20 protein-coding genes are annotated in these 19,181 nt (G+C 69.9%); 14 read left to right on the top strand and 6 right to left on the bottom strand.

The features are described from left to right. Positions 1–187: 187 nt before the first annotated feature. A complete protein-coding gene (locus MWN33_RS02695; protein ID WP_247198583.1) occupies positions 188–604 on the top strand; it encodes an Ohr family peroxiredoxin in 417 nt (138 codons plus the stop codon). 158 nt (positions 605–762) lie between these two features. Here MWN33_RS02695 and MWN33_RS02690 read toward each other — a convergent pair whose 3' ends face one another. From MWN33_RS02690 to MWN33_RS02680, 3 genes are all read right to left on the bottom strand, one after another. Next, positions 763–1,359: a GNAT family N-acetyltransferase gene (locus MWN33_RS02690; protein WP_247198582.1), complete on the bottom strand. Its 597-nt coding sequence runs from the start codon at positions 1,357–1,359 to the stop codon at positions 763–765. Between the two features lie 174 nt (positions 1,360–1,533). Continuing rightward, on the bottom strand, positions 1,534–2,664 hold the full coding sequence (locus MWN33_RS02685) for a type III PLP-dependent enzyme (RefSeq protein WP_247198580.1): 1,131 nt from the start codon (positions 2,662–2,664) through the stop codon (positions 1,534–1,536). A 633-nt stretch (positions 2,665–3,297) separates the two neighbouring features. After that, positions 3,298–3,537 (bottom strand): hypothetical protein, encoded by a 240-nt coding sequence (locus MWN33_RS02680; RefSeq protein ID WP_247198579.1) that lies wholly within the window; start codon positions 3,535–3,537, stop codon positions 3,298–3,300. A gap of 154 nt (positions 3,538–3,691) precedes the next feature. On the opposite strand from MWN33_RS02680, the gene MWN33_RS02675 reads away from it, so the two are divergent. The 8 genes from MWN33_RS02675 (at position 3,692) to lhpI (ending at position 10,582) form a co-directional block, all read left to right on the top strand. Further along, positions 3,692–5,260 carry a gamma-glutamyltransferase family protein gene (locus tag MWN33_RS02675; protein WP_247199767.1) on the top strand — a complete coding sequence of 523 codons (1,569 nt, stop codon included), beginning with the start codon at positions 3,692–3,694 and terminating at the stop codon, positions 5,258–5,260. Between the two features lie 64 nt (positions 5,261–5,324). Next, positions 5,325–6,464: an alpha-D-ribose 1-methylphosphonate 5-triphosphate diphosphatase gene (locus tag MWN33_RS02670; RefSeq protein ID WP_247198577.1), complete on the top strand. Its 1,140-nt coding sequence runs from the start codon at positions 5,325–5,327 to the stop codon at positions 6,462–6,464. Next, positions 6,464–7,165, top strand: a complete 702-nt coding sequence (locus tag MWN33_RS02665) for a DUF1045 domain-containing protein (RefSeq protein WP_247198575.1) — start codon at positions 6,464–6,466, stop codon at positions 7,163–7,165. The genes MWN33_RS02670 and MWN33_RS02665 overlap by 1 nt, the downstream gene beginning before the upstream one ends. Positions 7,166–7,167: 2 nt before the next feature. Beyond that, positions 7,168–7,785 carry a DapH/DapD/GlmU-related protein gene (locus MWN33_RS02660; RefSeq protein ID WP_247198573.1) on the top strand — a complete coding sequence of 206 codons (618 nt, stop codon included), beginning with the start codon at positions 7,168–7,170 and terminating at the stop codon, positions 7,783–7,785. 96 nt (positions 7,786–7,881) lie between these two features. Then, complete coding sequence (sppA, locus tag MWN33_RS02655; RefSeq protein ID WP_247198571.1) at positions 7,882–8,862, top strand: signal peptide peptidase SppA; 981 nt, start codon at positions 7,882–7,884, stop codon at positions 8,860–8,862. Positions 8,863–8,938: 76 nt separating this feature from the next. Further along, complete coding sequence (gene ihfB, locus MWN33_RS02650) at positions 8,939–9,232, top strand: integration host factor subunit beta (RefSeq protein ID WP_091439795.1); 294 nt, start codon at positions 8,939–8,941, stop codon at positions 9,230–9,232. Between the two features lie 19 nt (positions 9,233–9,251). Beyond that, positions 9,252–9,617 carry a lipopolysaccharide assembly protein LapA domain-containing protein gene (locus MWN33_RS02645; RefSeq protein ID WP_247198570.1) on the top strand — a complete coding sequence of 122 codons (366 nt, stop codon included), beginning with the start codon at positions 9,252–9,254 and terminating at the stop codon, positions 9,615–9,617. Between the two features lie 2 nt (positions 9,618–9,619). Further along, positions 9,620–10,582, top strand: coding sequence for a bifunctional Delta(1)-pyrroline-2-carboxylate/Delta(1)-piperideine-2-carboxylate reductase (lhpI, locus tag MWN33_RS02640; protein ID WP_247198569.1), 963 nt, complete (start codon positions 9,620–9,622; stop codon positions 10,580–10,582). Positions 10,583–10,622: 40 nt separating this feature from the next. Here the strand turns inward: lhpI and cysW are convergent, their stop codons facing one another. The 3 genes from cysW to cysP all read right to left on the bottom strand — a co-directional run bounded on the left by cysW (position 10,623) and on the right by cysP (position 13,583). Next, on the bottom strand, positions 10,623–11,510 hold the full coding sequence (cysW, locus tag MWN33_RS02635; protein ID WP_247198568.1) for a sulfate ABC transporter permease subunit CysW: 888 nt from the start codon (positions 11,508–11,510) through the stop codon (positions 10,623–10,625). Positions 11,511–11,514: 4 nt separating this feature from the next. Further along, positions 11,515–12,336, bottom strand: a complete 822-nt coding sequence (cysT, locus tag MWN33_RS02630) for a sulfate ABC transporter permease subunit CysT (protein WP_247198567.1) — start codon at positions 12,334–12,336, stop codon at positions 11,515–11,517. Positions 12,337–12,548: 212 nt separating this feature from the next. Then, positions 12,549–13,583, bottom strand: coding sequence for a thiosulfate ABC transporter substrate-binding protein CysP (cysP, locus tag MWN33_RS02625; RefSeq protein ID WP_247198566.1), 1,035 nt, complete (start codon positions 13,581–13,583; stop codon positions 12,549–12,551). 313 nt (positions 13,584–13,896) lie between these two features. Between cysP and MWN33_RS02620 the strand changes: the two genes are divergently transcribed. The 5 genes from MWN33_RS02620 (at position 13,897) to MWN33_RS02600 (ending at position 19,159) form a co-directional block, all read left to right on the top strand. Continuing rightward, positions 13,897–14,610, top strand: coding sequence for a phosphoribosylanthranilate isomerase (locus tag MWN33_RS02620; protein WP_247198565.1), 714 nt, complete (start codon positions 13,897–13,899; stop codon positions 14,608–14,610). Continuing rightward, positions 14,607–15,839: a tryptophan synthase subunit beta gene (gene trpB, locus MWN33_RS02615; RefSeq protein ID WP_247198564.1), complete on the top strand. Its 1,233-nt coding sequence runs from the start codon at positions 14,607–14,609 to the stop codon at positions 15,837–15,839. Before MWN33_RS02620 ends, trpB begins: the two co-directional genes overlap by 4 nt. Then, on the top strand, positions 15,836–16,675 hold the full coding sequence (trpA, locus tag MWN33_RS02610) for a tryptophan synthase subunit alpha (protein ID WP_247198563.1): 840 nt from the start codon (positions 15,836–15,838) through the stop codon (positions 16,673–16,675). Before trpB ends, trpA begins: the two co-directional genes overlap by 4 nt. A 176-nt stretch (positions 16,676–16,851) precedes the next feature. Next, complete coding sequence (gene accD, locus MWN33_RS02605; RefSeq protein ID WP_247198562.1) at positions 16,852–17,787, top strand: acetyl-CoA carboxylase, carboxyltransferase subunit beta; 936 nt, start codon at positions 16,852–16,854, stop codon at positions 17,785–17,787. 22 nt (positions 17,788–17,809) lie between these two features. Then, complete coding sequence (locus tag MWN33_RS02600) at positions 17,810–19,159, top strand: bifunctional folylpolyglutamate synthase/dihydrofolate synthase (RefSeq protein ID WP_247198561.1); 1,350 nt, start codon at positions 17,810–17,812, stop codon at positions 19,157–19,159. The last annotated feature ends 22 nt before the right edge of the window (positions 19,160–19,181 follow it).

The raw sequence follows: 19,181 nt of genomic DNA, 5'->3' as shown, positions 1-19,181 counted from the left end.
GAGCGAGAGGTAAGCCCTGTCGGCGCCGGCGGCAAGCGCAAAGAAACGAAACAGGAACAGCGCGGCCGGCCAATGCAGCCGTCGTGCGCACTGGCAAGCCGTCTGCGCGGGCGCGGTTGCCCGTCGCCCCGCACGCCCCATCTCTAGAGGTGGGCCGCTCGGCCGGCCCCGTACCAAGGAGAGCTCCATGTCCGGCACCGTGCTTTTCACCGGCACCGCCACCGCCATCGGCGGGCGCAACGGCCATTCCCAGACCAGCGACGGCTCAGTCTCCGTCGATCTCGGCATGCCGAAGAACGGCGTGCTCGATTCGGGCAAGACGACGCCCGAGCACCTGTTCGCCACTGGCTATGCCGCCTGCTTCGGCTCCGCCGTCGAGGCGGTCGGGCACCAGAAGAAGCTCGACGTCACCGGCGCCGCCGTGACCGTCGCGGTCTCGCTGGTGAAGGGCGACGACGGCTTCAGCCTCGCTGCCAAGCTCTCGCTCAAGGCGCCCGCCCTTTCGCCCGAGCAGGTGAAGGAAGTGCTCGAGGCGGCACACCAGATGTGCCCCTATTCCAAGGCGACGCGCGGCAACATCCCGGTCGAACTCAGCGTGGGGTGAAATCCCAGCGAGCGCGACGCCTTTACAATGACGTCATCCCGGACGGCCATAGGCCGATCCGGGATCGCGGGCCGTTCGCGATTCTGAAGCCGATCCCGGCTCTCCGGCTTCGCCTCCGGCCGGGATGACGGTAAAGGGCCGGACGCTCCGGCCCCTCCTCACGCCGAGCGGCGCATCTCGCCCGTGCCGCCGGTCTGCGCCACCAGTTCGCCCAGGCTCGGCAGGTCGACCGGCGCGCCGGTCGGGCTGACGAGGCCGCGCGCGTCCTTCAGGCCGCCGGGGGCCAGTTCCAGCCCGAGGAAGCGGCTGCGGTCGAAGGCGCCCGGCAGCCACAGATCCTTCGTCAGCCCGGCGTCGAAGCCGAAGCGCGCGTAGTAGGGCGCGTCGCCCACCAGCAGGATGGCGCCGTGGCCGAGGCGGCTCGCCTCGCAGATGGCGGTCGTCATCATGGCGCCGCCCAGCCCGCGGTCGCGGAACCACGGATGCACCGCCAGCGGGCCGAGCAGCAGCGCCGGGCGGGACGGGCCGGCCGCGACATGCCACAGGCGCAGCGTCGCGACCACGCGCCCGTCCGGGCCATGCGCGGCGAAGGCGAGGCCCTCGGCGGGCTTGCGGCCTTCGCGCAGGCGCTCGCTGGTCTTGGCGAGGCGCGCGGCGCGGCCGAAGGCGAGATCGAGCAGGGCCTCGCGCTGGGCGATATCGGCCTGCGTCTCAAGCGAGATGACGGGAGCGGCGGCGAGCGAAAGAGCGGTCATGACGGCCTCCAACACCCGGGTGCGCCGGGCAAAAGAGGAACAGGGAATTGTGAAAGACGTGGGCCACCCCCTTCCGCCCCCATCCCCGAGCGTGACCCGGGATCCATCCCGTCGCGCAGAGACTGGATGGCCGGGTCAGGCCCCGGCCATGAGGGTTTCCGGGGTAGAGCCGCCTCAGATCACGTAGGATCGCAGCGGGTCGAAGCCGTTGAACGCCACCGCCGAATAGGTGGTGGTGTAGGCGCCGGTGGCCTCGATGAGCACCTTGTCGCCGATGGCGAGCGACACGGGCAGCATCACCGGGGTCTTCTCGTAGAGCACGTCGGCCGAATCGCAGGTCGGGCCGGCGAGCACGCAGGGCTCGGTCGCGTCGCCATCGCGCGGGGTAACGATCGGGTAGCGGATCGCCTCCTCCATCGTTTCGGCGAGGCCGCCGAACTTGCCGATGTCGAGATAGACCCAGCGCATCGTGTCGGCGTCGGACTTCTTCGAGATCAGCACGACCTCGGCCTCGATCATGCCGGCCGCGCCGACCATGCCGCGGCCCGGCTCGATGATGGTCTGCGGGATGGCGTTGCCGAAGTGACGCGACAGGGCGCGGAAGATCGCCTCGCCATAGGCCTCGGCCGCCGGCACGTCCTGCAGGTACTTGGCCGGGAAGCCGCCGCCGAGATTGACCAGCGAGAGCGAGAAGCCGCGCAGGGCGCACTCCTGGAAGATCGCGCTCGCCGAGGCCAGCGCGGAATCCCAGGCTTCGACGTTCTTCTGCTGCGACCCGACATGGAAGGAGACGCCATGCGCCTCCAGCCCGAGCCGGTGGGCATGCTCCAGCACGTCGACGGCCATGTCGGGCTCGCAGCCGAACTTGCGCGAGAGCGGCCATTCGGCGCCGGCGCCGTCGCACAGGATGCGGCAGAACACCTTGGCGCCGGCGGCGACGCGGGCGACCTTCTCGACTTCCTCGGTGCTGTCGACCGCGAACAGGCGCACGCCAAGCTCGAAGGCACGCGCGATGTCGCGCTCCTTCTTGATGGTGTTGCCGAAGGAGATGCGGTCCGCCGTGGCGCCGGCAGTCAGCGCCATCATGATCTCGGCGACCGAGGCGCAGTCGAAGCAGGAGCCCAACTCGGCGAGCGCGGAGAGGATCGCCGCGTCCGGGTTGGCCTTCACCGCGTAGAACACACGGGTGTCCGGCAGCGCCCGGGCGAAGGCGGCATAATTGGCGCGCACCACGTCGAGATCGACAACGACGCAAGGACCATCCTCACGTCGGTTGCGCAGGAATTCGCGGATACGGTCGGTCATGGCGCTCTCCCACAGACCCGAAGCTTCGACCCAAGAGATGCGAACCGATGCGAACACCCGCCCGCGGCGTCATTGAGCCGCGCTCGTGGCGAGAATGCGCATCCGTTCGCCGACCGCACGGCTTTTGCCGGTTGGCCGGATGGAATGGAGCCGTGGCACGAATGCGATCGCTGGCGCGTGTGGAGAGCGCTAGCGTTCGTTCGATGCCTTCGCTTGGTACGGGAGACCCGACCGCACGCCCGGCAAGAAGTAGTGCCTCTTCAGTTTCCCGACCTTTGGAGGGCCGACAGAGACCAAAAAAGCCCGCTACGTCGTTGCTTCAAGTCACGTTCCCCGCTGAGAGCGGGGTGCGCCGGTTTCGCCTCCGGCTACCAGTCTTGCTGGCGATACTCCGGCCTCTTGTCCGGAACTCCGCCGACCGGCACGCGACCACAGGCACGTGCGAAATTGGGCGAGACGCGATGTATGGATTTATCCCGTCACATGCAAGCGGGTTTTGCGGATTTTTGTCGTTTGCGCCCAAATCGCCCAGCGACATACCGGCGGCGGCGTTCAAAAACGAAAAAAGCCGGCAAAGCATCGCCCTGCCGGCCTGCGGACGCTTCGGGACGCGAATCGCACCGCGCGCGAGGATCAGCCCTCGACGAAGGGCTCCACCGACTTCGCCTTCATCACGAAGCGGTAGATGCCGTAGACGGCGAGCAGGGCGAAGGTGCCCTCGAAGATGAGCTCCCAAACCCAGCTCGCGTCGAACAGGGCGGCGATCGCCCAGCCGGCGGCGAGGCCCGCGCCGATGAGCTCGGCGCCGAGCAGGATGGCGGCGCTCACCACCGTGCTCACATGGTCCCAGCGAATGCGTCGGCCCGTCGTCATCTGTTGCTTCCGTCTTATTCGGCGGCGCGCAAACTGCTATGCCCGGCCGCGCGGGTCAAGGTCGCCGCGCCGCGCCGGGCATGAGACGGAGTTAGAAGTGGGTCACGGTTTCGTTCAGGAAGGCGCGCATGAGAGCGCACGGGCCGGTTCCGGCATGGTGGCGACGCCCCATTGGCTCGCCAGCGAGGCGGGCCGCGCAGTGCTGGAAGAGGGCGGCAACGCGGTCGAGGCCGCGCTTGCCGCGGCGGCGACCATCGCGGTGGTCTATCCCCACATGACGCAGATGGGCGGCGACGGCTTCTGGCTGATCCGCGATCCGGCCGGCCGTGTCAGCTACATCGAGGCGACGGGCTTCGCCGGCGCGAAGGCGACCATCCCCTTCTACCGCGAGCAGGGCTACGACGCGATTCCCCCGCGTGGCCCGCTCGCCGCCCTCACCGTCCCCGGCCAGATCGGCGGCTGGATGCTGGCGCAGGAGGCGGCGCGGGCCTTCGGCGGAAAAATGCCGCTGCGCCGCCTGCTGGAGCCCGCCATCGGCCATGCCCGCGCCGGCGTCCCGGTCTCCGGCTCGCAGAACCGGCTGACCGCCGACAAGCGCGCCGAGCTGGCCGACGTGCCCGGCTTCGCGGGCGCCTTCCTCGACGCCGACGGCGGCGTTCCCGCCATCGGCACGGTGCGCCGCTTCGAGCGGCTCGCCGATACGCTGGCGCAGCTCGCGGCCGCCGGGCTCGACGATTACTACCGGGGCGATGTCGGCCGCGAGATCGCCACCGACCTGGAGCGCGCCGGCAGCCCGGTGACGCGCGCGGACATTGAGGCCTTCCGCGCCGCGACCCGTGCGCCCCTGCGGGTCAAGCTGTCCAACATGGAATTGTGGTCCTCGCCTCCGCCCACACAGGGGCTGGCGACGCTGCTGATCCTCTCCATCTTCGAGAAGCTCGGCGTCGCCCGGCCGGAGGGCTTCGCCCATGTCCATGGGCTGATCGAGGCGACCAAGCGGGCCTTCATGATCCGCGACCGCGTGGTGACGGATTTCGACCACCTCACGCACGATCCCGCCGCCTTCCTCACCCCGGCGGCGCTCGCCCGCGAAGCGGCCGCCATCGACCCGCGCCGCGCCCTGCCCTGGCCGCAGAAGGCCGCGCCGGGCGACACGGTCTGGCTCGGCGCGGCCGACAAGAGCGGGCTCGCCGTCTCCTATATCCAGTCGATCTACTGGGAGTTCGGCTCCGGCCTCGTGCTGCCCTCGACCGGCGTGCTGATGCAGAACCGGGGCACCTCCTTCTCGCTCGATCCGCGCGCGAAGAACCCGCTGCATTCCGGCCGCCGGCCCTTCCACACGCTCAATCCCTGCATGGCGCAGTTCCCGGACGGGCGCTTCATGGCCTTCGGCACCATGGGCGGCGAAGGCCAGCCGCAGACCAATGCGGCGGTGATGAGCCGCTACGCCATGTTCGGCGCGCCGCTCGGCGAGGCCATTGCCCGGCCGCGCTGGGTGCTGGGGCGCACCTGGGGCTCGGACAAAGTGAACCTGCGGCTGGAAGGCGCCTTCGACAGCGACGTCGCCGACCAGCTCGCCAGCGCCGGCCACGTTGTGGAGATCATCCCCGAGCCCTTCGCCGACATGATGGGCCATGCCGGCGCGGTGATCCTGCATCCCGGCCGCGCCGGGCTGGAAGGCGCACACGATCCCCGCTCCGACGGCTGCGCGCTGGGGGTCTAGCCTCCCCTGACGGAAGGCGCGGGGCTTCATCGAACGGTCACATCTACATGCGAGACGCGCGGCCATGGAATCCGTTCTGACCAATATCCGCCTCGTGCTCGAGGACCGCATCGTCGACGGCACGCTGGTCCATGAGAAGGGCACCATCCGCGCCATCGACGAAGGCCGCTCGAACCTTGCCGCCGCCATCGACGGCGCCGGTGCCTATCTCGCGCCGGGGCTGATCGACCTGCACACCGACGCGCTGGAAGGCCACTTCATCCCCCGCCCCAAGGTGATCTGGCCGGATGCGCGCGCCGCCGCGCTGGCGCATGACGCGCAGATGGCGGCTTCCGGCGTCACCACCGTCTATGACGCGATCTGCGCCGGCGGCTTCGACCAGGCCAAGGCGGACCGGCGCGCGCTCTACGAGACCATGCTCGACGCGGTGGACGAGGGCACGGCGCGCAGCCTGTTCCGCGTCGACCACCGCATCCATCTGCGCTGCGAACTGACCGACCGCACGTTGCCCGATCTGGTCGATGCCGCGCTCGGCCGCCCGACGCTGGCGCTCGCCTCGCTGATGGACCACACCCCCGGCACGCGGCAGTGGCGCAATGTCGAGCACCTCAAGGTCTACCTCACCGGCATCGGCAAGGGCGGGGCGGACATCGACGCCGAGGTCGCCGACCGCATCGAGCGCGCGCGCGGCGCCGTCGCCGGCAATTACGAGAGGATGGTCGCGCTGTTCTCGGCCTCCGGCCTCGTGCTGGCGAGCCATGACGACACCACGCCCGCCCATGTCGACGAGGCGCTGGCGGCGGGCTGCACCATCTCCGAATTCCCCACCACGCTGGAGGCGGCGCGCGCGGCAAAGGCGGGCGGGCTCGCCACCATCGGCGGCGCGCCAAACGTGGTGCGCGGCGGCTCGCATTCGGGCGGCGTCTCGATGCGCGACCTCGCGCGCGAGGGGCTGCTCGACGCGCTGGCCTCCGACTATGTGCCCGCGAGCCTGCTGCAGGCCGCCCTCGCCCTGACGCGCACCGCCGGCCTGTCGGTGGCGCAGGCGCTTGCCCTCGTCACCGCCGCGCCCGCCCGCCTCGCCCGGCTGGAGGACCGCGGCCGGCTGGCGGAAGGGCTGCGCGCCGATCTCGTGCTGTTCCGGCTCGCCGACGACACTCCGGTGGTCGGCGAGGTGTTCCTTGCCGGGCGGCGCGTCTTCTGATGCCGAACGCATCCGAGCCGCGCTACGCGCTCTACTACGCCCCGCCCGCCCAGAGCCCGCTCTGGCGCTTCGGCTCGGCCGCCGTCGGTTATGACGCGGAGACCGGGGCGGAGGCACAGTTGCAGCCGCTGCGCCGCTTCGACGGCGAACGCTGGCGCGAGATCACCGCCGAGCCGCGCCGCTACGGTTTCCACGGCACGCTGAAGGCGCCGTTCCGCCTGGCGCCCGGCCGCAACGAGGCGGAACTGCGCGAGGCCTGCGCCGCGTTCGCTGCCGAGCGGGCGGGCTTCGCCTGTCCCGGCGTCACCCTCGCCTCCCTCGGCCGCTTCCTCGCCCTGCGCCTCGCCGCGCCGAGCGCTGCGCTCGACCGGCTGGCCGCCGCCGCCGTTGCGCATTTCGACGGCTTCCGCGCGCCGATGAGCGCGGCGGAGCGCGAGAAGCGCCTGCGTGCCCCGCTGTCACCGCGCCAGCAGGACCATCTGGCGCGCTGGGGCTATCCCTATGTGCTGGAGGATTTCCGCTTCCACATGACGCTCACCGGGCCTCTGGAGGACGAGGAGCGCGTGCTGGCGGAAGCCGAGCTCGCCGAGCATTTCGCCCTGAGCGGCGCCGACGGCCCGCTCATCGTGCGCGAGATCGCGCTCTACCGGCAGGAGGCCGGCCCGTTCCGGCTGATCGCCCGCTTTCCCTTTGGCACCTGACGATGGTGCACAGGCTCGGCCCGCAGGCGATAGTCGACCCGACCGCCTCCGTCACCGCCTCGACGCTCGGGCGCTACACCGAGGTCGGCGCCCGGACGAAGCTGCTGGAGGTCGAGCTCGGCGACTATTCCTATGTCGTCAACGATTCCGACATCGCCTATGCGAAGATCGGCCGGTTCACTTCCATCGCCGCGATGACCCGTATCAACCCCGGCAACCATCCGATGGAACGGGCCAGCCAGGCGCATTTCACCTACCGCGCCTCGGCCTATTTCGACGACGCGCAGGACGAGCCGGACTTCTTCGCCTGGCGGCGCGCGCAGCCCGTCACCATCGGCCATGACGTATGGATCGGCCATGGCGCCATCGTGCTGCCCGGCCGCACCATCGGCGACGGCGCGGTGATTGCCGCCGGCGCCGTGGTGACGAAGGACGTCGCGCCCTACACCATCGTCGCCGGCGTGCCGGCGAAGCCGGTGCGCGAGCGGTTCCCTGCCGCTATCGCCGCGCGCTTGCAGAAGCTTGGCTGGTGGGACTGGCAGCATGCGCGCCTGCGCGCCGCGCTCGATGATTTCCGCGCGCTCCCGGTCGAGGCCTTCCTCGACAGGCACGGCGGGTAGCCCGCGCAGCGGCGCGACGTCGGCGCAACCTCGGCGCCCTTGCGCCCGCCACACTCGGCCGCTACCCCTGAAGCTCTCGCGGGAAGGGGATGCCGGATGGCCGCAAGCGCACTGGATGTCGACGAGCTGCTCGCGCGCCGGCGCCTGCGCCGCAAACTCGCCTTCTGGCGCGTGCTGGCGCTCATCGTCGTGCTGCTCGCCGGCTTCGGCGCCTTCACCTGGTGGAACGATGGCGGGCTGCTGCCGCGCGCCTCCGCCCATGTCGCGCGGCTCACCATCGGCGGCGTCATCCGCAACGAGCGCGAGCGGCTGGAGCTGCTCGATTCCATCGGCCGCTCCGGCGCGCGGGCGGTGATCCTGTCCATCGACAGCCCCGGCGGCACGGTGGTCGGCTCGGCCGCGCTCTATGACGGGCTGCGCCGCCTCGCCGAGAAAAAGCCCATCGTCGCAGTGGTCGACGGCATCGCGGCCTCCGGCGCCTATCTCGCCGCCATGGGTGCCGACCATATCGTCGCGCCGCGCAACGCGCTGGTCGGCTCCATCGGCGTGATCTTCCAGTTCCCCAATTTCGCCGAGCTGATGAAGACGGTCGGCATCTCCTATGAGGAGATCAAGTCGAGCCCGCTCAAGGCCGCGCCCAATATGTTCGACCCGCCGACCGAGGACGCCCGCGCCGCCGTGCGTTCGCTGGTCGAGGACAGTTACGACTGGTTCCGCACCCTGGTCTCTGAGCGGCGCCTGCTCACCGGCGACAAGCTGGCGCTGGCCTCGGACGGGCGGGTGTTCACCGGCCATCAGGCCCTGCCGCTGCGCCTCATCGACGAGATCGGCGACGAGCGCACCGCGCGCGACTGGCTGGAGCGCGAGCGCGGCATCTCCAAGGACCTTCCCGTACGGGACTGGCACACGGGCCGCACGGGCGACGAGTTCGGCTGGCTCAAAGGTGCTTCGATACGGTTTATGTCCTTGATCGGGCTCGACGATCTCGCCAATGTGCTGATCGGCGTGGCGAGCGGGGCGGCGACGCAGGCGCGCCTTGACGGTCTTCTGGCCCTCTGGCACCCTCGCGGAGGCTAGACGGGGCCAAGATTTTCCAAAATAAGATGTTTTTGGATTTCCGACGAGCCGAACGGAAAGAGGGGCCGGGGCGTCGATGATCAAGTCCGAACTTGTGCAGCGGATTGCGGAAGCGAATCCGCACCTTTATCAGCGCGACGTCGAGAACATCGTGAACGCGATTCTCGACGAGATCGTCGCGGCGCTGGCGCGCGGCGACCGGGTGGAACTGCGGGGCTTCGGCGCCTTCTCGGTGAAGGCGCGTCCCGCGCGCACCGGTCGCAACCCGCGCACCGGCGCCCATGTTGATGTCGACGGCAAGGCCGTGCCCTATTTCAAGACGGGCAAGGAAATGCGCGAGCGCCTGAACGACGGCGTCGACCTTGAATGAGCCGCCCGAGAGGGACCCAATGCTGCGTCGCCTTCTGCTGATTCTCATCGTCCTGCCGGTGTCGGTGGGGCTCGTCCTGCTAGCCGTGGCCAACCGCCACGCGGTGCCGCTGGTGCTCGACCCGTTCGCCGGGGCCGGCGGGCTGTCCTTCGAGCTGCCGCTGTTCCTCGTCGTCTCCGGCGCGGCCATTGTCGGCGTGTTGTTCGGCGGCATTGCGGTGTGGCTCGGCCAGGGCCGCTGGCGCCATGCCGCCCGCAGCGCGGCGCGCGAGGCCCGCCAGGCGCGGGCCGAGGCGGAGGACCTGCGCGCGACGCTCGCCGCCCGCACCGCGCCGGCCAGCCCGCCCGCCCGGCCGGCGCTCGCGGACCGGCGCGACGCGGCCTGACCATGAGCGCGCCGCGTTTCGTCACGGCGGGCGAGATCGCCGGCCTGCTCGGCTTTCCCGCCCTCATCGACGCGCTGGACGCGGCATTCCGCCGGCCCATCGTCACGCCGGTGCGCCATCACCACACAATTGCCCGCCCGGACGGCGACGCCACGCTGCTGCTGATGCCGGCCTGGACCGCCGCCGGCACCGAGGAGGATGTGGTCGGCACCAAGCTGGTGACGGTGCAGCCGGGCAATGCCGCGCGCGGCATCGACACCATCAACGGGCTCTACATCCTCAATTCCGGTGCCACCGGCGTGCCGCTCGCCATTCTCGATGCGCGCGCGCTCACGGTCTGGCGCACGGCGGCAGCCTCCGCGCTGGCCGCGCGCTATCTGGCGCGCGAGGATGCGAGCCGCCTCGCGGTGATCGGCGCCGGGGCGCTGGCGCCCCATCTCGCCCGCGCCCATGCGAGCGTGCGGCCGATCCGTTCCATCGTCGTCTGGAACCGTACGCTGGCCAAGGCCGAAGCGCTCGCGGGCGAACTGCGCGCGGAAGGCTTCGATGCGCGCGCCGAGGTCGACCGGGGCGCCGCCATTGCCGGGGCCGACATCGTGACCTCGGCGACGCTCTCACCGCAGCCGCTCGTCGAGGGGCGCTACCTCAATCCCGGCCAGCATGTGGATCTCGTCGGCGGCTTCACGCCCACCATGCGCGAGGCCGATGACGAGGCGATCCGCCGGGCGCGGGTCTATGTCGATACCCGTGTCGGAGCGGGCAAGGAGGCCGGCGACATCGTGGTGCCGCTGGCGACCGGCGTGCTGGCGCCGGACGCCATCCTTGGCGACCTGTTCGAGCTCGCCGCCGGCACGGCGCCGGGCCGGGCCCGCGCCGACGACATCACGCTGTTCAAGTCGGTCGGCACCGCCATCGAGGATCTCGCCGCCGCAGAGCTGGTGTGGAAGGCGCTGAACGCCGGCTGACGGCGTTTGCCATTACCGACGTCATCGCGAACGCCGGCGATCAGTGCCCCGGCCGGGCCTGCGCCTTCACCCGCGCGGCGTCGAGCCGCTCGATGATCGCCTTGGCGACCAGCGTCACCAGCGCCACGAGCGTGAGCAGCGTCGCCACCGCGAAGGCGGCGATGGCGTTGTTGTCCTGATAGAGCAGCTCGATCTGCAGCGGCAGCGTGTTGGTCTGGCCGCGTATGTTGCCCGACACGATGGAGACGGCGCCGAACTCGCCCATCACCCGCGCATTGCACAGCGCCGCGCCGTAGAGAAGGGCGAAGCGCACATTGGGGAGGGTGACGAGGCGCAATATGCGCCAGCCGCCGGCGCCCAGCGTCACCGCCGCTTCTTCCTCCTCCGAGCCCTGCGCGATCATCAGCGGGATCAGCTCGCGGGCGACGAAGGGGGCGGTGACGAACAGGCTGGCGAGGATGATCGCCGGCACGGCGAACATGATCTTGATGTCGTGGGCTTCCAGCCACGGCCCCAACAGGCCCTGCGCGCCATAGACGAAGAGATAGGCGATGCCGGCGATGATCGGCGAGATCGAGAAGGGCAGTTCCACCAGCGCGACCAGAAGATTGCGGCCGGGAAAGCGGAACTTGGCGATGCACCACGCTGCCGCGATGCCGAAGCACACATTGATCGGCACCACGATCATCGCGGTGAACAGGGTCAGACCGATGGCGTATTGCGTGTCCGGCGCGGCGAAGGCGGCGGCATAGGCCCCGACGCCCTTGCGGAACGCCTCGGCGAAGATCGCCGCGAGCGGCGCCACCAGTATCAGTGCGGTGACGAGCAGCACGCCGCCGATCAGCAGCCGGCGGGTGAGCGGGCCGTCGCCGACGCGGATGCGACGGGGCGGGTGCGCCTTCTCGGGGGGGTGCGGTTCACGCGCCATCGCCTCAGTCCCCCGTGCCGATCCGGCGCTGCTGCCAGAGCTGGATCATGTTGACGACGAACAGCATGACGAAGGCGATGGCCAGCAGGGTGGCGGCGATCGCCGCGGCGGCGGGATATTCGTATTCCTCGATGCGGATGAAGGCGAGCAGCGACACCACCTCGGTCTTCAGCGGCAGGTTGCCGGCGATGAAGATGATGGCGCCGAACTCGCCGAGCGAGCGGGCGAAGCAGAGCGAGGCGCCGGTGAGGAAGGCCGGGAAGATGGCGGGGAAGATGACGCGGGCGAAGATGCGCGCATCCGAGGCGCCGAGCGTGGCGGCCGCCTCCTCCACATCGGTGGCGAGGTCCTCCAGCACCGGCTGCACCGTACGGACCACGAAGGGGATGGAGGTGAAGGCCATCGCCACGGCGATGCCGAGCGGGGTGTAGGCGACCTCGATGCCGAAGACCGAAAGCGGCCCGCCGAACCAGCCGTTCTTGACGAACAGCGCCGACAGGGCGAGGCCCGCCACCGCCGTCGGCAGGGCGAAGGGCACGTCGACGAGGGCGTCGAGCAACCGCTTGCCGGGGAACTCGTAACGCACCAGCACCCAGGCCAGCGCCAGCCCGTAAATGCCGTTGAAGACCGTCGCGACGGCCGCCGTGGTGAGCGTCAGGCGGAAGGCGGCCTGCGTGCGCGTGCCGGCCATGATCGCAAGATAGCGGTCCCAGCCGACATCGGCGGCCTGCCAGAGCAGCGCCCCGAGCGGCAGCAGCACGATGAGGCTGAGATAGAACAGGGTGATGCCGAGCGAGAGGGGAAAGCCCGGTACGACACGGTTCAACGGGCGGCTCCTCGCAAAGGCCATGGCCGGGACACATCCGGCCATGGCGCAATATGCGCGCTATGTCCAGCCGCAAGGCGGCCCAATATCATCTCCATTGGACCGTCATCCCGGCCGAAGCGCAGCGCAGAGCCGGGATCGCAGGCAGCTTCGGGTGTCACGCGATCCCGGATATTGCCTGACGGCAATTCCAGGATGACGATTTCCCTGCCTCACGGCGCGACGAAGAGTTCGTCCAGCTTGCCACCCGAGGCGAAATGCGTCTTCTGCACATTAGCCCAGCCGCCGAACACATCCTCGACCTTGACGAGACGCACCGGGGCGAACTTGGCCTTGTACTCCTCGGCGACCTTGGGATCGAAGACGCGGTTATTGTACTCGGCAGCGATCTTCTGGCCTTCCGGCGAGTAGAGGAAATTCAGATAGTCGGTCGCCACCTGCCGCGAGCCGCGCTTGTCGACCACCTTGTCCACGACCGCTACGGGGAACTCGGCGAGCAGGCTCACCTCAGGCACCACCACCTGGAAGTTCTTGTCCTTGTAGGCGTCCTTCACGCCGATCACCTCGGCCTCGAAGGTGATGAGCACGTCGCCCTGCTCGCGCTCCACGAAGGAGGTGGTGGCGCCGCGCCCGCCGGTGTCGAACACCACGACGTTGGAGAGCAGCTTGCGGGCGAAAGCGTCAGCCTTGGCGACGTCGCCGTTGAACTTCTCCAGCGCGAAGGCATAGGCGGCGAGATAGGTGTAGCGGGCATTGCCCGAGGTCTTCGGGTTGGGGAAGACCAGCTTCACGTCGTCGCGGACGAGGTCGTCCCAGTTCTTCACGTTCTTCGGGTTGCCGGCCCGCACCAGGAAGGCGGGGAAGGAGTACCAGGGCGAGGCGTTGTTCGGCAGACGGCTCTGCCAGTCCTTGGCCACATAGCCCTTGTCGGCGAGGAAGGTGATGTCGGTGATCTGGTTGAAGGTCACCACGTCGGCCTCGAGGCCCTCGACGATCGAGCGGGCCTGCTTGGACGTGCCGGCGTGGCTCTGGTTGACCTTGATCTCCTTGCCGGTCTTGGCCTTGTAGGTCGGCTCGAACTGCTTGTTCTCAGCCTCGAACAGTTCCCGGGCCACGTCGTAGGAGGCGTTGAGGATCTGGTTCGGCTGCTCCTGCGCCTGCGCGGCGGGGGCGAAGCCGGACGCGAGCGCCGGCGCCAGCAGCGCGGCGAGGGTCGAGGTCAGGATGAGGCGGCGCGACGGGCGCATGGGCATTCTCCGGTCTCGCGGTGCGGCGCGCCGGCAGCGCAAACCCACCTTATGCAGAAAATTTTAGTGAAATCTATAATTTCACAGAGAAGTTTGAGTAGCACGCGGGATGTCGTGACGGAAGGGATAAATTCAAGCCTCGCACCTCAAACCACGTCATCATCTCGTGATATTTACTGCAGGCATCAGGCGGCCTTTGCCAGCGATCGGACCGGAGGCTGCCGCAGAGAGTGGATCGGGACCGGCCGAAGGCGGCCGAAACTCGCCTCGCCGCCCCATTCCGTGCTAGGTGGCTCTCTTCGAGGAGATGGCCGTGGCGCTTGAGGTGAAAATCTGCGGGCTGAGCACCCCCGAGACGCTGGATGCGGCGCTCGGCGCGGGAGCCGACATGATCGGCATGGTGTTCTTCGCGCCCTCGCCGCGCCATGTCGATCTCGCCACCGCCGTCACGCTCGTGGCGCGCGCGCGCGGTAAGGCGGGCATTGTCGCGCTGACCGTCGATGCCGACGATGCGACGCTGGCCGCCATCGTCGATGCGGCGCGCCCGGACATGCTGCAGCTTCACGGCAAGGAAAGCCCGCAGCGCGTCGCCGCCATCCGCGCCCGCTTCGGCCTGCCGGTCATGAAGGCGATTGGCATCGCCACCGCCGCCGATCTTGCCACGCTCCCCGCCTTCGAGGCGGTCGCTGACCGGCTGCTGCTCGACGCCAAGCCGCCGAAGGGCGCTGCGCTTCCCGGCGGCAACGGCGTGGCCTTCGACTGGACCCTCATCGCCGGCCTTGACCTTTCCCGGCCCTTCATGCTGTCAGGCGGGCTCGATCCCGATAACGTGGCGGACGCCGTGCGGCTGATCCGGCCGCCCGGCGTCGACGTATCCTCGGGGGTCGAGCGCGCCGCCGGCATCAAGGACCCCGAGCGCATCGCCGCCTTCCTGCGCGCCGCCCGGGCGGCCGAAGCGGCGGGAGCCGAACATCCGACCGGCGGCAAGCCGGCGCACACTTCATCCAGAGAGACGAGCCCCTCGTGAACGCTCCCAATTCCTTCCGCACCGGCCCCGACGAGAACGGGCATTTCGGCCTGTTCGGCGGGCGTTTCGTTGCCGAAACGCTCATGCCGCTCATCCTCGACCTTGAGACCGCCTATAACGAGGCGAAGGCGGACCCCGCCTACAAGGCCGAGACCGATGCGGGGCTGAAGCACTATGTCGGTCGGCCGAGCCCGCTCTATTACGCCGAGCGGCTGACCGAGCACCTGCGCGAGAGCGCGGAGCCCGGCATGGGCGCGAAGATCTATTTCAAGCGCGAGGAGCTGAACCACACCGGCTCGCACAAGGTGAACAACGTGCTCGGCCAGATCCTGCTCGCCCGCCGCATGGGCAAGAAGCGGATCATCGCCGAGACGGGCGCGGGCCAGCACGGCGTCGCCACCGCCACGCTCTGCGCGCGCTACGGGCTGGAATGCGTCGTCTATATGGGCGCGGTCGACGTCGCCCGTCAGGCGCCCAACGTGTTCCGCATGAAGATGCTCGGCGCCACCGTCGTTCCCGTCCAGTCCGGCTCGAAGACGCTGAAGGACGCGATGAACGAGGCGCTGCGCGACTGGGTGACGAACGTCCACGACACCTTCTATTGCATCGGCACCGTCGCCGGTCCGCATCCTTATCCGGCCATGGTGCGCGACTTTCAGAGCGTGATCGGCCACGAAACGCGCGCCCAGATGCTGGAGCTGGAAGGCCGCCTGCCGGACAGCCTTGTCGCCTGCATCGGCGGCGGCTCCAACGCCATGGGCCTGTTCCATCCCTTCCTCGATGACCCGAGCGTGAAGATCTTCGGCGTCGAGGCGGCCGGCCACGGCATTCCCTCCGGCGAGCATGCTGCCTCGCTCACCGGCGGGCGCCCGGGCGTGCTGCACGGCAACCGCACCTACCTGCTGATGGACGATGACGGCCAGATCGCCGAGGCGCATTCCATCTCCGCCGGCCTCGACTATCCCGGCATCGGGCCGGAGCATTCGTGGCTGCACGATGTCGGCCGCGCCACCTATATCTCCGCCACCGACCAGGAGGCGCTCGCCGCCTTCCAGCTCGTCGCCAAGCTCGAAGGCATCATCCCGGCGCTGGAGCCGGCCCATGCGCTCGCCAAGGTGACGGAGCTGGCGCCGAGCTTCCCTGAGCATCACCTGATGGTGGTCAACCTGTCCGGTCGCGGCGATAAGGACATCCCGCAGGTAGCCGAGATTCTGGGGACCCGCCTATGAGCACGCGTCTGGAAGCCCGCTTCAGGGACTGCGCCGCGCAGGGCCGCGCCGCCCTCGTCACCTTCATCACCGCCGGCGACCCGGACTTCGACACCTCGCTCAGCTTGCTCAAGGCACTGCCGGCGGCGGGCTCGGACGTGATCGAGCTCGGCGTGCCCTTCACCGACCCGATGGCCGACGGCCCGGCGATCCAGGCGGCGGGCCTGCGCGCGCTCAAGGCCGGCCAGACGCTGAAGAAGACGCTCGCCATGGTGCGCGCCTTCCGCGAAGGCGACGCGACGACGCCCATCGTTCTGATGGGCTATTACAATCCGATCTACATCTATGGCGTCGACCGCTTCCTCGTCGACGCGCTGACGGCCGGCGTCGACGGCCTCATCGTCGTCGACCTGCCGCCGGAAGAGGACGAGGAGCTGTGCCTGCCGGCGCTGCGGGCGGGGCTCGATTTCATCCGCCTCGCCACGCCGACGACCGACGACAAGCGCCTGCCGGCCGTGCTCGCGAACACGGCGGGCTTCGTCTACTACGTCTCGATCACCGGCATCACCGGCGCGGCGACGGCCGATCCGCAGGCGGTCGGGCAGGCGGTGGCGCGCATCAAGCGCCACACCGGCCTGCCGGTCGCGGTCGGCTTCGGCGTAAAGACGCCCGAGCAGGCCGCCGCCATCGCCGCCGGCGCGGACGGCGTGGTGGTCGGCTCGGCATTGATCGACGCGCTGCGCGGCACGCTCGACGCCGAGGGCCACGCGACGCCCGCCACCGTGCCTGCCGTCACCGGCCTCGTCGGCGCGCTCGCCGAAGCGGTGCGCGGCGTGCGCCGGCAGGCGGCCGAGTAGCCCCCCGGAGCCTCGCCAGGGGCCGGGGAAGACCGGGGGCAGGGCCGCTCATCGCGTCCCTGCCTTTTCATTGCCCTCGTGGCGCATTAGATGAAGGCCCGGTGGCCGCACAGCCGCCCGCCGCCGGTACCGACCGGTGGACCCAGAATGCTGGCCTTGATGCTGGAGCCGAGCCGTTGAACTGGATCTCGAACGTCGTCCGCCCGAAGCTCAATTCCTTCCTGAACCGTCGGGAAGTGCCTGAGAATCTCTGGGTGAAGTGCCCCGAGACCGGACAGCTCGTGTTCCACAAGGACCTGGAGGCCAATCTCCACGTCATTCCGGGCTCCGGCTATCATATGCGCATGGACCCGACCGAGCGCCTGCGCTCGGTGTTCGACGGCGGCAAATGGTACGACGTGGCGCTGCCGGCGGTGCCGGCCGATCCGCTGAAGTTCCGCGACGAGAAGCGCTACGCCGACCGCCTGCGCGACGCCCGCGCCAAGACCGGCGCGCAGGACGCGGTGAAGGTCGGCTACGGCAAGCTGGAAGGCCTGCCCGTCACCGTCGCCGTGCAGGATTTCGGCTTCATGGGCGGCTCGCTCGGCATGGCGGCGGGCGAGGCCATCGTCACCGGCCTTGAGACCGCCGCCTCGCGCGGCACCCCCTTCATCATGTTCGCCGGCTCGGGCGGCGCGCGCATGCAGGAGGGCATCCTCTCCCTCATGCAGATGCCGCGCACAACCTGCGCCATCCAGGAACTGCGCGAGGCGCGACTGCCCTACATCGTGGTGCTGACCAACCCCACCACCGGCGGCGTCACCGCCTCCTACGCCATGCTGGGCGACATCCAGATCGCCGAGCCGGGTGCGCTGATCGGCTTTGCCGGCCCGCGCGTCATCGAGCAGACCATCCGCGAGAAGCTGCCCGAGGGTTTCCAGCGCGCCGAATATCTGCGCGACCACGGCATGATCGACCTCGTCGTGCACCGCCACGAGATGCGCCCGACGCTGGCGCGCCTGTCCCGCCTGATGATGCGCGCCCCGGCCGCCGCGCGGGCGGAGGGCAACGGCAAGGCCCCGGCCGAGCCCGTCGCCGAGACGGCGGCGCTGCCGGCGCCGGCCACCGCCTGACCCTCTTCCTGTGAGGCCCGCCATGTCCGCTTTGCCTGCGGCCGGCTCCGACCCTGCCGGGGAGAACCGGCGGCCGGTCGACGACATTTTCGACCGCCTGCTCGCGCTGCACCCGAAGCTGATCGACCTGTCGCTGGAGCGCATGTGGCGGCTGCTGGAGCGGCTCGGCCATCCCGAGCGCCGCCTGCCGCCGGTGATCCATGTCGCCGGCACCAACGGCAAGGGCTCCACCGTCGCCTTCATGCGCGCGGTGCTGGAAGCCGCCGGACGCCGCGTGCATGTCTACACCTCGCCCCATCTGGTGCGCTTCAACGAGCGCATCCGTCTCGCCGGCACGCTGGTCGACGACGCGCGCCTGACCGACGCGCTGGCGCGGGCCGAAGAGGCCAATGGCGGCGAGCCGATCACCTTCTTCGAGATCACCACCGCCGCCGCGCTGCTGCTATTCTCGGAAGTGCCGGCCGACATATTGCTGCTGGAAGTGGGCCTCGGCGGCCGGCTCGACGCCACCAATGTGGTCGAGAAGCCGCTCGTCAGCGTCATCACGCCGGTCTCCATCGACCATGTCGATTTCCTCGGCGAAACGGTGGCGGAAATCGCCGGCGAGAAGGCCGGCATCCTCAAGCGCGGCGTGCCCGCCGTGCTCGGCCGGCAGCCGCGCGAGGCGCTGGCCGTGATCGAGCGGCTGGCCGCCCGGCTCGGCGCGCCGCTCTCCATCATGGGCGAGCAGTACCAGGCTTACGAGGAGGGCGGGCGGCTCGTCGTCTCCGACGAGGCCGGGCTCATGGACCTGCCGCGCCCGCGCCTCGTCGGCCCGCACCAGATCGGCAATGCCGGCCTCGCCATAGAGGCGCTGCGGGTGGCCGATCTCGGCCTGCCGGCCGCCGCCTTCGAAGAGGGCATGCGGGCGGCGCAGTGGCCGGCGCGGCTGCAGCGCCTGGGACCCGGCCCGCTCGTCGCGCGCGCGCCGGAAGGCGTCGACGTCTGGCTCGACGGCGGGCACAACGCCGCCGGCGGGCAGGCGATCGCCGCCGCGCTGGCCGATCTGGAGGATCGTGTGTCGCGCCCGCTGGTGCTGATCGTCGGCATGCTGGGCAACAAGGACGCGGACGCCTTCCTGACGCCGTTTGCCGGCCTCGCCCGCGAACTGATCGCGGTGCCGGTGCCGGGCGAGCACAAGGGGGCGGCCCCCGAGGCGCTGGCGGCGATCGCGCGCGCCTACGGCCTCGACGCCTCGACCGCGCCGGACGTGCCGGCGGCGCTGGACGGGCTCTCCGCCTTTCCGGTCGATCCGCCGCCGCGCGTGCTGATCGCCGGCTCGCTCTATCTTGCCGGCGCCGTGCTGGCGGAGAATGGCAGCCTGCCGGAATAGGCCCCGTCAAAACCTGATCTTG

This window comes from Ancylobacter koreensis (assembly GCF_023016525.1).
Taxonomy (GTDB): Bacteria; Pseudomonadota; Alphaproteobacteria; order Rhizobiales; family Xanthobacteraceae; genus Ancylobacter; species Ancylobacter koreensis.
The sequence above is the reverse complement of the archived record's forward strand: the minus strand, read 5'-3'. Positions and strand labels throughout refer to the sequence as shown.

Excerpts from the sequence above, each read along its gene's own strand:
- MWN33_RS02670 (WP_247198577.1), top strand. The coding sequence starts at position 5,325 with ATGGAATCCGTTCTGACCAATATCCGCCTCGTGCTCGAGGACCGCATC.
- MWN33_RS02660 (WP_247198573.1), top strand. The coding sequence starts at position 7,168 with ATGGTGCACAGGCTCGGCCCGCAGGCGATAGTCGACCCGACCGCCTCC.
- cysW (WP_247198568.1), bottom strand. The coding sequence starts at position 11,510 with ATGGCGCGTGAACCGCACCCCCCCGAGAAGGCGCACCCGCCCCGTCGC.
- MWN33_RS02695 (WP_247198583.1), top strand. The coding sequence starts at position 188 with ATGTCCGGCACCGTGCTTTTCACCGGCACCGCCACCGCCATCGGCGGG.
- MWN33_RS02685 (WP_247198580.1), bottom strand. The coding sequence starts at position 2,664 with ATGACCGACCGTATCCGCGAATTCCTGCGCAACCGACGTGAGGATGGT.
- MWN33_RS02600 (WP_247198561.1), top strand. The coding sequence starts at position 17,810 with ATGTCCGCTTTGCCTGCGGCCGGCTCCGACCCTGCCGGGGAGAACCGG.
- ihfB (WP_091439795.1), top strand. The coding sequence starts at position 8,939 with ATGATCAAGTCCGAACTTGTGCAGCGGATTGCGGAAGCGAATCCGCAC.
- trpA (WP_247198563.1), top strand. The coding sequence starts at position 15,836 with ATGAGCACGCGTCTGGAAGCCCGCTTCAGGGACTGCGCCGCGCAGGGC.
- lhpI (WP_247198569.1), top strand. The coding sequence starts at position 9,620 with ATGAGCGCGCCGCGTTTCGTCACGGCGGGCGAGATCGCCGGCCTGCTC.
- MWN33_RS02675 (WP_247199767.1), top strand. The coding sequence starts at position 3,692 with ATGGTGGCGACGCCCCATTGGCTCGCCAGCGAGGCGGGCCGCGCAGTG.
- MWN33_RS02645 (WP_247198570.1), top strand. The coding sequence starts at position 9,252 with ATGCTGCGTCGCCTTCTGCTGATTCTCATCGTCCTGCCGGTGTCGGTG.
- MWN33_RS02680 (WP_247198579.1), bottom strand. The coding sequence starts at position 3,537 with ATGACGACGGGCCGACGCATTCGCTGGGACCATGTGAGCACGGTGGTG.
- MWN33_RS02665 (WP_247198575.1), top strand. The coding sequence starts at position 6,464 with ATGCCGAACGCATCCGAGCCGCGCTACGCGCTCTACTACGCCCCGCCC.
- cysP (WP_247198566.1), bottom strand. The coding sequence starts at position 13,583 with ATGCGCCCGTCGCGCCGCCTCATCCTGACCTCGACCCTCGCCGCGCTG.
- MWN33_RS02690 (WP_247198582.1), bottom strand. The coding sequence starts at position 1,359 with ATGACCGCTCTTTCGCTCGCCGCCGCTCCCGTCATCTCGCTTGAGACG.
- sppA (WP_247198571.1), top strand. The coding sequence starts at position 7,882 with ATGGCCGCAAGCGCACTGGATGTCGACGAGCTGCTCGCGCGCCGGCGC.